The following is a 16,187-nucleotide window of genomic DNA, read 5'->3' as shown; positions in this document are numbered from 1 at the left end:
CGGACTCCGAGCCGGAACGGTGAGGCAGATCATGTGGGGCCGCATCCTCTGAGAGAGGACGCGGCCCCACGTGCTGTCCCTAAGGTGCTCGCGCGCCGCGCGCGGCCGGCCCTGCGGGGCTGCAAAGGCGCCGGACGCGCACCCTCCGCCCGGAGGCAGGAAGATGCCCAAAAGGTACCCAAAGGTGCCCTGACGTGCCCCGACACTCCGGGCGGGACCCTGCCTGCTTGACTCTGGCGCGATTTCCCTTCATGCTTTTTCCCGTACGGAGCTGTTCCTGCTGCACGTGCCCGGTGTGTTCACACCGCCGGGCCGGTCGAGACAGACGGGCAGGAAGCACCGACAGAACCTCTGCGCCAGGCATATAGCGGCCGACGTGGATGGACCAGTCGCGTCGCGGCACTTGTGTCCATCCGCGAATTTCTGTATGCTCGGTCCTTGCGCTGCGCGTCGCCCGTCGGTTCTGCCGCTCTGTTCACCACATTGTCTGCTCCACCGCCTGACGGGTGTTCGCCGCGCCTGGGATTCCGTCATCGGCCTGTGGAAGGACCCCCCTTGGCTGCCTCGAGCACCGATCGCACCACTGACATCGCACTTCGTACCGCCTCACCTCGCGTCACCTTCGCGAAGCTCGGCGACCCGATCGAGGTCCCGGATCTGCTGAGTCTGCAGACCACCTCGTTCGACTGGTTGCTCGGCAACGACCGCTGGCAGGAGCGTGCCCAGGAAGCCGCTTCCGCAGGTCGGGAGGACGTCCCGCAGACCTCAGGTCTTGCGGACATCCTCGAGGAGATCTCCCCGATCGAGGACTTCGCCGGCAATATGTCGCTGTCCTTCCGGGACCACACCTTCGACGACCCGAAGTACACGGTCGACGAATGCAAGGACAAGGATCTCACCTACGCGGCTCCGCTGTACGTCATCGCGGAGTTCATGAACAACGAGACCGGCGAGATCAAGACCCAGACGGTCTTCATGGGCGAGTTCCCGCTCATGACTCCCAAGGGCACCTTCATCATCAACGGCACCGAGCGTGTCGTCGTCTCGCAGCTGGTCCGCTCCCCGGGCGTGTACTTCGAGGAGTCGATCGACAAGACCAGCGACAAGCACATCTTCTCCGCGAAGATGATCCCGTCGCGCGGCGCCTGGCTCGAGTTCGAGATCGACAAGCGCGACCAGGTCGGTGTCCGCATCGACCGCAAGCGCAAGCAGTCCGTCACCACCCTGCTCCAGGCCCTGGGCCTGTCCCACTCGGACATCCTCGAGGAGTTCGGCGAGTTCGAGTCGATGCGCTCGACCCTGGAGAAGGACCGCATCGCGTCCCAGGACGAGGCGCTCATCGACATCTACCGCAAGCAGCGCCCGGGCGAGCCGCCCACGCGCGATGCGGGCGAGGCGATGCTGAACAATCTGTACTTCAACAACAAGCGCTACGACCTCGCGAAGGTCGGCCGCTACAAGATCGACAAGAAGCTCGGTCTCGACGGCAGCCTCTCCGAGTCGACCCTGCGCCTGCAGGACATCGTCTCGACCATCAAGTACATCGTCGCCCTGCATGACGGTGTCAGCGAGTACACCAGCACCGACGACAAGCCGGTCCGCGTCGAGACCGACGACATCGACCACTTCGGCAACCGTCGCATCCGCGCGGTGGGCGAGCTGATCCAGAACCAGGTCCGCACCGGCCTGTCCCGCATGGAGCGCGTCGTCCGCGAGCGCATGACCACGCAGGACGTCGAGGCGATCACGCCGTTGACCCTGATCAACATCCGACCGGTCACGGCGGCGATCAAGGAGTTCTTCGGAACCTCCCAGCTCTCGCAGTTCATGGACCAGAACAACCCCCTGTCGGGCCTGACGCACAAGCGCCGGCTCTCGGCGCTGGGCCCGGGCGGCCTCTCCCGCGACCGCGCCGGCATGGAGGTCCGTGACGTCCACCCCTCGCACTACGGCCGCATGTGCCCGATCGAGACCCCTGAGGGTCCGAACATCGGTCTGATCGGCTCGCTGGCGACCTTCGCCCGCATCAACCCCTTCGGCTTCATCGAGACCCCGTACCGCAAGGTCGTGGGCGGCCACGTCACCGACGAGGTCGTCTACCTCACCGCGGACGACGAGGATCGCCACATCATCGCGCAGGCCAACGCCAAGATCGATGAGAAGGGCCGCTTCCTGGAGGAAGAGGTCCTGGTGCGCCTCCCCGGCGGCGAGCCCGACCTGGTCGCCGTCGCGGACGTCGGCTACATGGACGTCTCCGCTCGGCAGATGGTGTCTGTCGCCACGGCGATGATTCCCTTCCTCGAGCACGATGACGCCAACCGTGCGCTCATGGGCTCCAACATGCAGCGCCAGGCCGTGCCGCTGCTCCGTTCCGAGATGCCGCTGGTCGGCACCGGCATGGAGCGTCGCGCCGCCGTCGACGCCGGCGATGTGATCACCGCGCTGAAGGCCGGTGTCATCGAGGAGCTCTCCGCAGATCTGGTCGTGGTGATGGCCGACGACGGCACCCGCCAGACCTACCCGATCGGGAAGTTCCAGCGCTCCAACGCCGGCAACTCCTACAACCAGCGGGTGCTCTTCGACGAGGGCGACCGCGTCGAAGCGGGCTCGATCCTGGCCGACGGCCCCTCGACCGATCAGGGCGAGCTCGCGATCGGCAAGAACCTCCTGGTCGCCTTCATGTCCTGGGAGGGCCACAACTACGAGGACGGCATCATCCTGTCCTCGCGGATGGTCCAGGATGACGTCCTCACCTCGATCCACATCGAGGAGCACGAGGTCGACGCCCGCGACACCAAGCTGGGCAAGGAGGAGATCACCCGGGACATCCCGAACGTCGGCGACGACGTGCTGGCCGATCTCGACGAGCGCGGCATCATCCGCATCGGCGCCGAGGTCGAGCCGGGAGACATCCTGGTCGGCAAGGTCACGCCCAAGGGCGAGACCGAGCTGACCCCGGAGGAGCGCCTGCTGCGCGCCATCTTCGGCGAGAAGGCCCGCGAGGTGCGCGACACCTCCCTGCGTGTCCCTCACGGCGAGTCCGGCACCATTATCGGTGTGCAGGTCTTCAACGACGACGAGGACGGGGACATCCTCCCCACCGGCGTCAACGAGATGGTCCGCGTGTACGTGGCCCAGAAGCGCAAGATCACCGATGGTGACAAGCTCGCCGGCCGTCACGGCAACAAGGGCGTCATCGCGAAGATCCTGCCGGTCGAGGACATGCCGTTCCTGGAGGACGGTACCCCGGTCGACATCATCCTGAACCCGATGGGCGTGCCCGGCCGAATGAACATCGGCCAGGTCATGGAGACCCACCTCGGCTGGGTCGCCAAGTCCGGCTGGGATCTGGATCCGACGGATGCCACCGCCGCTGATCTGCCCGAGGCAGCTCTGCACGGCGAGCCCGGCACCCCGGTCGCCGTCCCCGTCTTCGACGGCCTCACCGCTGACGAGGTCACCGGCCTGATCGCCAACCACCGCCCCAACCGGGACGGCGAGCGGATGGTCAAGGAGGACGGCAAGGCACGGCTGTTCGACGGCCGCTCCGGCGAGCCGTTCCCGGAGCCGGTCTCCGTGGGCTACATGTACCTGCTGAAGCTCCACCACCTGGTGGACGACAAGCTGCACGCGCGCTCCACGGGCCCGTACTCGATGATCACGCAGCAGCCGCTGGGCGGTAAGGCCCAGTTCGGCGGCCAGCGCTTCGGCGAGATGGAGGTCTGGGCCCTCGAGGCCTATGGCGCCGCCTACGCCCTGCAGGAGCTGCTGACCATCAAGTCCGATGACATCGCCGGCCGCGTCAAGGTCTACGAGGCGATCGTCAAGGGCGAGAACATCCCCGAGCCCGGCATCCCGGAGTCCTTCCGCGTGCTCCTCAAGGAGATGCAGTCCCTGTGCCTGAACGTCGAGGTCCTGTCCTCCGACGGCACGGCCCAGGAAGTTCAGGAAGGCGATGAGGAGGTCTTCCGCGCCGCGGAGGAGCTCGGCATCGACCTGTCCCGCCGGCCTCACGAGGGCGTCGGCTCCATCGAAGAGGTCTGAGGGATATAGGGCTCGGGCGGCCGGGTCGCCGCGTGACGCGGCACCCGCCCCCTGAGCCCCGCCCTCGACCCCGTTCCCTCAGACACCACTCTTCCGTTCGAGAGGAGGACACCTGTGATCGACGTCAATACCTTCGACGAGCTGCGCATCGGTCTTGCGACGCCCGATGACATCCGCGGCTGGTCCCACGGCGAGGTCAAGAAGCCGGAGACCATCAACTACCGCACCCTGAAGCCCGAGATGGACGGCCTCTTCTGCGAGCGCATCTTCGGCCCCACCCGGGACTGGGAGTGCTACTGCGGCAAGTACAAGCGCGTCCGCTTCAAGGGCATCATCTGCGAGCGCTGCGGCGTGGAGGTCACCAAGTCCTCCGTGCGCCGTGAGCGCATGGGCCACGTGGAGCTCGCCGCCCCCGTCACCCACATCTGGTACTTCAAGGGCGTGCCGAGCCGCCTGGGCTACCTGCTGGACCTTGCGCCGAAGGATCTCGAGAAGATCATCTACTTCGCCGCGTACATGATCACGGCAGTGGATGATCAGGCACGTCACGACGACATGCCGGACCTCCAGGCCCGCTTCGATCTCGAGGTCAAGGAGCTCGAGAACGAGCGCGACGCCGCGATCAACAACCGCGCGCTGTCCGCGGAGAAGGACCTCGCCCAGCTCGAGGAGGAGGGTGCGAAGGCCGACGCGAAGCGCAAGGTCCGCGACTCCGGCGAGCGTGAGCAGGCCCAGATCCGCAAGAAGTACGACGCCGAGATCGACCGCATCACTCGCATCTGGGAGCGCTTCAAGACTCTCAAGGTCGCTGACCTCGAGGGTGACGAGCAGCTCTACCGTGCGATGAAGCTGCGCTACGGCACGTACTTCGAGGGCGGCATGGGCGCCGAGGCGATCCAGCGTCGTCTGGCCGACTTCGACCTCGAGGCCGAGTCGGTGCTGCTGCGCGAGATCATCGCCACCGGCAAGGGGCAGAAGAAGGCCCGTGCGCTCAAGCGCCTCAAGGTCGTCTCCGCCTTCCTCACCACCACGAATTCGCCGGTGGGCATGGTGCTGGACGCCGTCCCGGTGATCCCGCCGGACCTGCGTCCGATGGTGCAGCTGGACGGTGGCCGCTTCGCGACCTCCGACCTCAACGACCTGTACCGCCGCGTGATCAACCGCAACAACCGCCTCAAGCGGCTGCTGGATCTCGGTGCTCCCGAGATCATCGTGAACAACGAGAAGCGGATGCTGCAGGAGTCGGTCGACTCGCTGTTCGACAACGGTCGTCGTGGCCGTCCGGTCACCGGACCGGGCAACCGCCCGCTGAAGTCGCTCTCGGACATGCTCAAGGGCAAGCAGGGTCGTTTCCGTCAGAACCTGCTCGGCAAGCGCGTGGACTACTCCGCCCGCTCCGTGATCGTCAACGGCCCGCAGTTGCGCCTGCACCAGTGCGGCCTGCCCAAGGGCATGGCGCTCGAGCTCTTCAAGCCCTTCGTCATGAAGCGCCTGGTCGAGCTCAGCCACGCCCAGAACGTCAAGGCCGCCAAGCGGATGGTCGAGCGGGCACGCCCCGAGGTGTGGGACGTCCTCGAAGAGGTCATCACCGAGCACCCGGTGCTGCTGAACCGTGCGCCCACCCTGCACCGTCTGGGCATCCAGGCGTTCGAGCCGCAGCTCGTCGAGGGCAAGGCCATCCACCTGCACCCGCTCGTGTGCGCCGCGTTCAACGCGGACTTCGACGGCGACCAGATGGCTGTTCACCTGCCGCTGTCGGCAGAGGCGCAGGCTGAGGCCCGCATCCTGATGCTGTCCAGCAACAACATCCTCAAGCCGTCCGACGGCCGCCCCGTGACCATGCCCGCACAGGACATGATCATCGGTCTGTACCACCTCACCACGGTGCGCGAGGGCGTCCCCGGCATCGGTCGGCGCTTCGCCTCCGAGGCCGAGGCGATCATGGCCTACGACCGCGGCGAGCTGGATCTCAACGCGCTGGTGGACATCCGCTTCACGGACATCGTCCCGCCGAGCGACTGGGAGGCCCCCGAGGGCTGGACCGAGGGTGACCCGATCATCCTCACCACCACCCTGGGCGCCGTCCACTTCAACGAGACGCTGCCCGAGGACTTCCCCTTCGTGCAGGGTCAGGTCGGCAAGAAGCGCCTGGGCGGCATCGTCAATGCCCTGGCGGAGCGCTACGACAAGGGCCAGGTCGCCGCATCGCTGGATGCGCTGAAGTCCTATGGCTTCTCCTGGTCGACTCGTTCGGGTGCGTCCTTCGCCCTGTCCGACGTCGTGACCCCGCCGAACAAGGCGGAGATCATCGCGAAGTACGAGGAGAAGAACGCCCAGATCCAGGAGAACCGCGACCTGGGCCTGATCTCCGAGCACGAGCGCAACATGGAGCTCATCGACATCTGGACCGAGGCGACCAACGAGGTCGACCAGGCGATGCGGGCGAACTTCGACTCGAACAACACCATCTTCCGGATGGTGGACTCGGGCGCTCGAGGCAACTGGATGCAGGTCCGCCAGATCGCCGGTATGCGTGGTCTGGTGAACAACCCGAAGGGCGAGATCATCCCGCGCCCGATCCTCTCCAACTACAAGGAGGGGCTCTCGGTCCTGGAGTACTTCATCGCCTCGCACGGCTCCCGCAAGGGCCTGGCGGATACCGCGCTGAAGACCGCGCAGTCGGGCTACCTGACCCGTCGTCTGGTCGATGTCTCGCAGGACGTCATCATCCGTGAGGACAACTGCGGCACGACCAAGGGCCTGGTGCTTCCGATCGCGGTCGAGGAGGCCGGCGTGCTCCGTCCCCACGAGCACGCGGAATCCACCGTATACGGGCGCGTCCTGGCCACTGCGGCCATCGGCGCCGACGGTACCGAGGCGGCTCCGGCCGGCACCGAGCTGGGCGATGTGCGCATCGAGCAGCTCGTCGAGGCCGGTGTCCGCGAGGTCAAGATCCGCTCCGTGCTGACCTGTGACTCCGCGGTGGGCACCTGTGTCCAGTGCTACGGCAAGTCGCTCGCGACCGGCCAGCTGGTCGACATCGGCGAGGCCGTCGGCATCGTCGCGGCCCAGTCGATCGGCGAGCCCGGCACCCAGCTGACCATGCGTACCTTCCACTCCGGTGGTGTGGCCAGCGCCGAGGGCGACATCACGCACGGTCTGCCGCGTGTGCAGGAGCTCTTCGAGGCCCGCACCCCGGCCGGCTTCGCGCCGATCTCCGAGTTCTCGGGTCGGGTCGAGGTCGAGGAGAACGACAAGCAGCGCCGGATCACGGTCACCCCGGACGACGGCTCCGAGCCGGTGTCCTACACCGTCTCCAAGCGCGTGTCCCTGCTGATCGCCGACGGTGACCACATCGAGGTCGGCCAGAAGCTCACGCTGGGTTCGGTGGACCCGAAGCAGGTCCTGCGGATCCTCGGCCCGCGTGCCGTGCAGCAGCACCTGGTCGACGAGGTGCAGAAGGTCTACATCAGCCAGGGTGTGGACATCCATGCCAAGCACATCGAGGTCATCGTGCGCCAGATGCTCCGTCGCGTGACGGTCATCGAGTCCGGTGACACCGGTCTGCTGCCCGGCGACTTCGCCGAGCGGGTCAACTTCGAGCGGGAGAACCGTCGGGTCCTCTCCGAGGGCGGTCAGCCGGCCTCGGGTCGTCCGGAGCTGATGGGCATCACGAAGGCCTCGCTGGCGACCGAGTCGTGGCTCTCGGCGGCCTCCTTCCAGGAGACCACCCGAGTGCTCACCGAGGCTGCCCTGAACCGCAAGAGCGACAAGCTCATGGGGCTCAAGGAGAACGTCATCATCGGTAAGCTCATCCCCGCTGGCACCGGCCTGTCGCGGTTCCGCCACATCGCGGTCGAGCCCACCGACGAGGCCAAGGCACAGATGTACCAGGTGCCGGGCTACGACGAGCTGGACTTCTCCGGCTTCGGCCAGACCGGTGCCGTCAACCTCGACGACATCGACTACGCAGATCCGTTCCGCACTGATTTCCGGTGATCCGGTGATCCTGCGCTGAGCGCGGGAGCTCGTCCGCCGTCGAGGCGGCGCACGAGCGACCACACGCCGCGGGGCGGCTCCACTTCGGTGGGGCCGCCCCGCGGCGTCTTTGCGTCCGGGGCCTGCTGCCGATGCCCCTGTATAGGGACTGGCGCTGCTCCCGTCTAGGGAAGGACCCCCGCACGAGGGCACGGGGACTGGCGCGAGAGGGCACGGGGAGGGATCCGCGGCAGATGGCTGTGGGGGAGTGGCGGCGAACGCGTCCGCTGTGGTCCCGGTCGCGTTCCAGGCGGATCCAGGGCTCTGCGGCGTGACCTGGCAGACCCTGAGGTTCACGAGAGGGTAAAGACCTCTCGGGTGCTTCTTCAAACTCTCGCCTCTCCCCTTACGCAATGGGACGAACCGGGAAACGATGGCACCTGGCAGTTCCCGCGCAGGCTTTCCTGCCGCATCTCCGTCGGAGTGCGTGCGCGTGCCGGAGCTGCAGGCCCCACCTGCTGGGGACCGGAGCTCCGAGAACGACACGAACGCCGCATCCCGCGGCAAGGAACAGGTGGAACAGTGAAGAAGACCCCGTGGATCGTCGCAGCCGCAACCGTGTGCGTCGTCGCTGTCGGAGGTGGCGGCACCGCGTTCGCCATGTCGAATGAGGCGCAGCTCAACGTGTACGGCGAGGAATCCTCGGTGCGCACCTTCTCGCAGCCCACCGTGGGGGATCTGCTCTCCGCCCAGGGCATCGAGGTCAAGGACACCGACCTGGTGGTGCCGGCCCTGACGGAGGCCGTCACCGACGGCCTCGAGATCCAGGTCATCCAGCGCACCCCGGTCACCGTCACCATCGACGGGGTGGCGAAGGATCTGCTCACCACCGGCGACACAGTGGCCGATGCGCTCGAGGAGACCGACTACAAGGCCGAGGGCGCCGTGATCACCCCGGAGCCCACCTCCTCGCTCAGCGCCGCGAACGGCGAGGTCGAGATCGTCACCCGTAAGACGGTCACCTTCGTCGGCCAGAAGGGCCAGGACACCTTCGAGGTGTCCGCCCTGACCGTTGGCGAGGCGATGGAGAAGGTGCTCGGAGATATCGAGGACACCGACACCGCCGACGTCCCCCGCGACACCCTGCTCGAGGACGGCGCGACCCACACGGTCCAACGCGTCCGCGAGGGCGAGCGCACCGAGTCTGTCGAGATCCCGTTCGAGACGAAGACCGTCGAGGATGATTCGCTGCTCGAGGGCAAGACCAAGACCACCACCGAGGGCAAGGCGGGCGCCACCGAGAAGGTCTTCGCCGAGAAGACCGTCGACGGTGAGGTCACCGAGTCCGAGCTGGTCTCCGAGACCGTCGTCACCGAGCCGGTGACCGAGGTCGTCGCCAAGGGCACCAAGCCCGCCCCGAAGCCGGAGCCCGTGCAGGAGGAGAAGTCGTCCTCCGAGAAGTCCTCCAGCGAGAAGCGCAGCACCGGCAGCAAGTCCAACCGCAGCTCCGAGCGCAGCTCGTCTGAGTCCTCCGGGAACACCGGTGCCTCGGCGCCGGCTGCTCCGTCGGGCTCCGTGTGGGACCGCATCGCCCAGTGCGAGTCCGGTGGCAACTGGTCCATCAACACCGGCAACGGCTACTACGGCGGCCTGCAGTTCAGTGCAGGAACCTGGAAGGCCTTCGGCGGCGGCAAGTACGCCTCCACTGCGAACCAGGCCACCCGCGGCCAGCAGATCGACATCGCCAAGAAGGTTCAGGCCCAGCAGGGCTGGGGCGCATGGCCCTCCTGCACCTCCAAGCTCGGCATCCGCTGAGCGACGTACTGACGTGCTGATCCACTGATCTTCCACGGGACCCCGGGCTTCTGGCCCGGGGTCCCGTTGTGCGTGGGATCCAGTGGGATCCACGGCGTCAGGGATGTGCAGTACAGCTCGCATAGCGCTGACCTGGGGAGATGCTGGCTCTCGCCGGGCGCTTTGCTGCGGGTTCGGCCGGCGGTCACAGGGCGTCATGTGATCTGTGTCGGAACCTCCCAGAAGCTTTGACCGCATCCCGCGCATCTCAGTAGACTGCGTATGCGTCCGGAGTGCCCTCTGGTCGTGACCCGGGACTGACCCGCGTGCCCTTCGGGGCTGCGGGGGATGTCCCCCGCGAGGAGCGGATCCTCGCGGTGTGCCCGAATATGGGAAGGGTGGCCATGCCCGGCCTCCTGCCCCGGGGCGCCGATCACGGTCCTCCTGGACGCCCGACTGGTGCCATCACCTGTCGGGCGGGCCGATACGCCGAGCCTCCCGGGCCATGGGGGCGGTGAATATCGGGTCGCCGACCGTGCAAGCGGTCGAAGATGTTGATCCTTCGGTGCCAACAGCTCCGAGGGCTGACAAGGAAGAGAAGCTGTGCCTACTATTCAGCAGTTGGTGCGCAAGGGGCGGGACGGTCGTTCGTCCTCCTCCAAGACGCCCGCGCTCCAGGGTTCGCCCCAGCGCCGCGGTGTCTGCACCCGCGTCTACACCCAGACCCCCAAGAAGCCGAACTCTGCGCTGCGCAAGATCGCGCGTGTGCGGCTGTCGACCGGCATCGAGGTCAGCGCCTACATCCCCGGCGAGGGCCACAACCTCCAGGAGCACTCGATCGTGCTCGTCCGCGGCGGTCGTGTGAAGGACCTCCCCGGCGTGCGCTACAAGATCGTTCGCGGCGCACTGGACACCCAGTCCGTCAAGGGCCGCCAGCAGGCGCGCTCGCTCTACGGCGCCAAGAAGGAGAAGAAGTAATGCCTCGTAAGGGCCCCGCTCCCAAGCGCCCGCTGGCCGTCGACCCCGTCTTCGGGTCGCCGATCGTCACGCAGCTCATCAACAAGATCCTCCTGGACGGCAAGAAGACCGTCGCCGAGGGCATCGTCTACGGCGCCCTCGAGGGTGCCCGTGAGAAGAACGGCCAGGATCCGGTCGTCACCCTGAAGAAGGCTCTGGACAACATCCGGCCTTCCCTCGAGGTCCGCTCCCGCCGAGTCGGCGGCGCGACCTACCAGGTGCCGATCGAGGTCAAGCCCGGCCGCTCCACCACGCTGGCGCTGCGCTGGCTGGTCAGCTACTCCCGCGCCCGCCGCGAGAACACCATGACCGAGCGTCTGATGAACGAGATCCTCGACGCCTCCAACGGCCTCGGTGCAGCTGTCAAGCGCCGCGAGGACACCCACAAGATGGCCGAGTCCAACCGCGCCTTCGCTCACTACCGCTGGTGAGTTCACGGTGGGGTTCGCCCGTCTGGGCGGACCCCACCGACTGTCCTTCGGCAGCTCCACCAGCATCCGTTCTCCAGAAAGGCACAGCCCGTGGCACTTGAAGTGCTCAGCGACCTGAACAAGGTCCGCAATATCGGCATCATGGCTCACATCGATGCTGGCAAGACCACCACGACCGAGCGCATCCTCTTCTACACCGGCGTGAACTACAAGATGGGCGAGACCCACGACGGCGCCGGCACGATGGACTGGATGGAGCAGGAGAAGGAGCGCGGCATCACGATCACGTCGGCCGCGACGACCTGCTACTGGCACGACAGCCAGATCAACATCATCGACACCCCCGGCCACGTCGACTTCACCGTCGAGGTGGAGCGTTCGCTGCGCGTGCTGGACGGCGCTGTCGCAGTGTTCGACGGCAAGGAGGGCGTGGAGCCCCAGTCGGAGACCGTCTGGCGCCAGGCCGACAAGTACGACGTGCCCCGCATCTGCTTCGTCAACAAGATGGACAAGCTCGGCGCCGACTTCTTCTTCACCGTCAAGACCATCGTGGACCGCCTCGGCGCGAAGCCGCTGGTCATGCAGGTCCCGATCGGTGCAGAGCACGACTTCACCGGCATCGTCGACCTCGTCGAGATGAAGGCCTACGACTGGCCCGAGACCCTCGAAGAGGACATGCCCGCGATCAACTCGAAGAAGGGTGACCCCTCGCTCGGCCAGTGGCAGCGCGAGATCCCGATCCCCGAGGATCTGGCAGCCACCGTCGAGGAGTACCGCAGCAAGCTCGTCGAGGACGTCGCCGAGAGCTCCGAGGAGCTCATGGAGGCCTACCTCGAGGAGGGCGACCTCACCCTCGAGCAGCTGAAGTCCGGCATCCGCTCGATGACGGTCAACTCCGAGGCATACCCGGTCTTCTGCGGCACCGCGTTCAAGAACAAGGGCGTCCAGCCCATGCTCAACGGTGTCATCGACTACCTGCCCTCGCCGCTCGACGTGCCCCCGATGGTCGGCCACAAGCCGAACGACGAGTCGGTCGAGCTGACCCGCAAGCCCGAGTGGGACGAGCCCTTCTCCGGCCTCGCCTTCAAGGTTGCCGCGCACCCGTTCTTCGGGTCGCTGACCTACGTGCGCGTCTACTCCGGCCAGGTGAAGCAGGGCGATCAGATCCTGAACGCCACCACCGGCAAGAAGGAGCGCGTCGGCAAGCTGTTCCAGATGCACTCCAACAAGGAGAACCCGGTCGATGAGGCCTTCGCGGGCCACATCTACGCGTTCATCGGTCTGAAGGACACCACCACCGGTGACACCCTCACCGATCCGGCGAACCCGATCCAGCTCGAGTCCATGAGCTTCCCGGAGCCGGTCATCTCGGTCGCCATCGAGCCGAAGACCAAGGGCGACCAGGAGAAGCTGGGTGTGGCCATCCAGAAGCTCGCCAAGGAGGACCCGACCTTCCAGGTCGAGCTCGACGAGGAGACCGGCCAGACCGTCATCAAGGGCATGGGCGAGCTGCACCTCGACATCCTCGTGGACCGTATGCGTCGCGAGTTCAACGTCGAGGCCAACATCGGCAAGCCGCAGGTGGCCTACCGCGAGACGATCAAGCGGACGGTGGAGAAGTTCGACTTCACCCACAAGAAGCAGACCGGTGGCTCCGGCCAGTTCGCGAAGATCCAGGTGACCTTCGCTCCGCTGACCGATGCCGAAGACGGCGTGTTCTACGAGTTCGAGAACAAGGTCACCGGCGGCCGCATCCCGCGCGAGTACATCCCGAGCGTGGACGCAGGCATCCAGAGCGCCCTGGTCTCCGGCATCCTCGCCGGCTACCCGGTCGTGAACGTCAAGGCCTCGCTGCTTGACGGCGCCTACCACGACGTCGACTCCTCGGAGATGGCGTTCAAGATCGCCGGCTCCATGGCGGCCAAGGAGGCCCTGCGCAAGGCGCAACCGGTCCTCCTCGAGCCCCTCATGGACGTCGAGGTCCGTACTCCTGAGGAGTACATGGGAGATGTCATCGGCGATCTGAACTCCAGGCGAGGTCAGATCCAGTCGATGGAGGACGCGAGCGGGGTCAAGATCGTCCGTGCTCTCGTGCCGCTGTCGGAGATGTTCGGCTACGTCGGCGACCTGCGGTCCAAGACCCAGGGCCGTGCGATGTACACCATGCAGTTCGACAGCTACTCGGAGGTCCCGTCCAGCATCGCGGACGAGATCATCGCAAAGACCCGGGGCGAGTGAGGAGTCGGGGGAAGCAGGTAGGCTCCTTCTCCTGTTTCCCCCACACTCCCTTCGGAGCTCCGCCTCGCCGAGGCGGGATCCGATCCCGATCCAGAAGTACCACGATTAGAAGTCCTAGGAGGACACCATCATGGCGAAGGCCAAGTTCGAGCGGACCAAGCCGCACGTCAACATCGGCACCATCGGTCACGTCGACCACGGCAAGACCACGCTGAGCGCTGCGATCTCGAAGGTTCTGTACGACAAGTTCCCGGATCTCAACGAGAAGCGTGACTTCGACACGATCGACAACGCGCCCGAAGAGAAGCAGCGCGGCATCACGATCAACGTCTCGCACATCGAGTACGAGACCGACAAGCGCCACTACGCGCACGTCGACGCCCCCGGGCACGCTGACTACGTGAAGAACATGATCACCGGCGCTGCTCAGATGGACGGCGCGATCCTCGTGGTCGCCGCCACCGACGGCCCGATGGCTCAGACCCGTGAGCACGTCCTGCTCGCCAAGCAGGTCGGCGTTCCCTACCTGCTCGCCGCTCTCAACAAGTCCGACATGGTCGACGACGAGGAAATCCTCGAGCTCGTCGAGATGGAGGTCCGCGAGATGCTGGGCGCTCAGGGCTTCGACGAGGACGCGCCGGTCATCCAGGTCTCCGCTCTCAAGGCCCTCGAGGGTGAAGAGAAGTGGGTCAAGGCCATCGAAGAGCTCATGGACGCCGTGGATGAGTCCATCCCGGACCCCGTCCGCGATCTCGACCAGGCCTTCCTGATGCCGATCGAGGACGTCTTCACGATCCAGGGTCGTGGCACCGTCGTCACCGGCAAGGTCGACCGCGGCAAGCTCGCGATCAACTCCGAGGTCGAGATCCTCGGCATCCGCGAGCCGCAGAAGACGATCGTCACCGGCATCGAGATGTTCCACAAGCAGATGGACGAAGCATGGGCCGGCGAGAACTGCGGTCTGCTGCTGCGTGGCACCAAGCGTGAGGACGTCGAGCGCGGCCAGGTCGTCGCCAAGCCCGGCACCATCACCCCCCACACGAACTTCGAGGCGCAGGTCTACATCCTGTCCAAGGACGAGGGCGGGCGTCACAACCCGTTCTACTCGAACTACCGCCCGCAGTTCTACTTCCGCACCACCGACGTCACCGGCGTCATCACGCTGCCCGAGGGCACCGAGATGGTCATGCCCGGCGACAACACCGAGATGACGGTCGAGCTGATCCAGCCGATCGCCATGGAGGAGGGCCTCGGCTTCGCCATCCGTGAGGGTGGCCGCACCGTGGGCTCCGGCCGCGTCACCAAGATCACCAAGTGATCGCCGCGGGGGTGACCCCGCAACCGTGAGGCGCTCTCTCTGCGAGCGCTGAGCAACGAAGACCCCGCACCGGGATGACCGGTGCGGGGTCTTTCGTCGTCTCTGGGCCCGCTCCGTCTTCGGGCCCACGCCGTACAGCTGATCATCCTGCTGATGCGCGTGAGCAGCAGGACGGGCAGCAGGGCAGCAGGGCAGCAGAAGGGCTGGCGGCAGGTGCCCGGGCCAGCTGGAGGGCAGGCCGGCAGGCGGCGAGGACGGCGGGACGGCAGGCCAGTGAGCTCCTGAGGACCACGGAGCTCAGGGGCACGGGGCAGAGAAAGGCCCCCGCACCAAGCACGCCCGACGTGCTGATGCGGGGGCCTGCCCCCTGAGCCGAACCGGTCAGCGCGAGGCGTCGCCGTCCTGGCTGCCGTCCTGCGGGGGAGCGGCATGATCGCCTCTGCTCGGACGGCCGTCCGGTGTGGAGTGGGACTGTGAGGCACCCCCGGCACCAGGCGCAGGCTCGGGCGCAGGTGCCGGCGCTCCGAAGCTGCCGGAGGCGGCAGACGCCTGCGGAGTCGACGGCGAGGTCGCCTGCTCATGGAGGGGTGCACCGGCCGGCTTCCCGAAGGTGGGCCGGTGGCTGCGAGGCTCTCCCTGGGCTGGGGACGCGCCGGAGGCCGGCTGTCCGTAGCTGGGTCGGGCGGGTGCGCCGGACACGGGTGCGCCGGGCTGCGGCGTGCGTGCGCCGAACTGCTGGCCCCCGCTGGAGGGTGCGCCTGCGTGGGGAAGCGGGGTATGGCCGTGAGGCGGAGCCGTCACCGGGGCGGGTGCAGCGGTGGGAGCGGGCCCCGCACCGGAGTCAGCGAGGATCTGGCGCGCCTGCGCGGCGTGCTTGTGCTCGACGAGCAGCTCGTACTGCATCGGGATGGTCGAGGTCATCGAGGTGAAGTCACGCTTGCCCCCGGTCATCGCATATCCGATGACGGACCACACGGTGAAGAACACCATGCCCATCAGGACGCTGGTCACCACGATCATGAGGTCGCCCGGGTTCAGCAGCATCAGGAGCAGGCCCAGGAACAGTCCCATCCACAGGCCCGAGAGCACGCCCTGCCCGACCACCCGCGGCCAGGTCTTTCGCCCCGTGACCCGCTCCATCAGCTTCAGATCCGTGCCCACGATCAGCGTGCTCTGCACCGGGAACTCACGGTCCGCCAGGGTGTCGACCACGGACTGCACCTCCTGGTAGGTGTTGTAGACGCCGAGAGAGCGCGGGTACTCGAGGTCGTACAGGCGCGCCGTCAGCGGCGACGCGGAGCGGGGGGACTGCATCGGTTGGCTCATGGAGCCCACGGTAGAGCAGTCGTGAGAGAACTTGCTGGGTT

The 16,187-nt window shown here is 66.7% G+C and carries 8 protein-coding genes; 7 read left to right on the top strand and 1 reads right to left on the bottom strand.

The genetic code is table 11. The features are described 5' to 3' along the window. Window positions 1-555 precede the first annotated feature (555 nt). The 7 genes from rpoB to tuf all read left to right on the top strand — a co-directional run bounded on the left by rpoB (window position 556) and on the right by tuf (window position 14,820). Window positions 556-4,044, top strand: a complete 3,489-nt coding sequence (gene rpoB, locus ACT3T9_RS11960) for a DNA-directed RNA polymerase subunit beta (RefSeq protein WP_441444671.1) — start codon at window positions 556-558, stop codon at window positions 4,042-4,044. Window positions 4,045-4,158: 114 nt separating this feature from the next. Further along, the gene (locus tag ACT3T9_RS11955; protein WP_441444672.1) at window positions 4,159-8,043 is read left to right on the top strand and encodes a DNA-directed RNA polymerase subunit beta'; all 3,885 of its coding nucleotides are present in this window, start codon (window positions 4,159-4,161) and stop codon (window positions 8,041-8,043) included. A 561-nt stretch (window positions 8,044-8,604) separates the two neighbouring features. Continuing rightward, window positions 8,605-9,837, top strand: coding sequence for a resuscitation-promoting factor (locus ACT3T9_RS11950; protein ID WP_441444673.1), 1,233 nt, complete (start codon window positions 8,605-8,607; stop codon window positions 9,835-9,837). A gap of 582 nt (window positions 9,838-10,419) precedes the next feature. Continuing rightward, the gene (rpsL, locus tag ACT3T9_RS11945; RefSeq protein WP_345076990.1) at window positions 10,420-10,794 is read left to right on the top strand and encodes a 30S ribosomal protein S12; all 375 of its coding nucleotides are present in this window, start codon (window positions 10,420-10,422) and stop codon (window positions 10,792-10,794) included. Beyond that, window positions 10,794-11,264, top strand: coding sequence for a 30S ribosomal protein S7 (gene rpsG / locus ACT3T9_RS11940; RefSeq protein WP_299298842.1), 471 nt, complete (start codon window positions 10,794-10,796; stop codon window positions 11,262-11,264). The genes rpsL and rpsG overlap by 1 nt, the downstream gene beginning before the upstream one ends. Window positions 11,265-11,354: 90 nt before the next feature. Beyond that, entirely contained in the window at window positions 11,355-13,502 is a 2,148-nt protein-coding gene (gene fusA / locus ACT3T9_RS11935) for an elongation factor G (RefSeq protein WP_441444674.1), read from the top strand. 130 nt (window positions 13,503-13,632) lie between these two features. Then, window positions 13,633-14,820: an elongation factor Tu gene (tuf, locus tag ACT3T9_RS11930; protein ID WP_441444675.1), complete on the top strand. Its 1,188-nt coding sequence runs from the start codon at window positions 13,633-13,635 to the stop codon at window positions 14,818-14,820. A gap of 381 nt (window positions 14,821-15,201) precedes the next feature. On the opposite strand, the gene ACT3T9_RS11925 is transcribed toward tuf, so the two are convergent. Then, entirely contained in the window at window positions 15,202-16,146 is a 945-nt protein-coding gene (locus ACT3T9_RS11925; protein WP_441444676.1) for a general stress protein, read from the bottom strand. Window positions 16,147-16,187 lie beyond the last annotated feature (41 nt).

It is taken from the genome of Brachybacterium sp. AOP29-B2-41, assembly GCF_052378395.1.
Lineage (GTDB): Bacteria > Actinomycetota > Actinomycetes > Actinomycetales > Dermabacteraceae > Brachybacterium.
The sequence above is the reverse complement of the archived record's forward strand: the minus strand, read 5'-3'. Positions and strand labels throughout refer to the sequence as shown.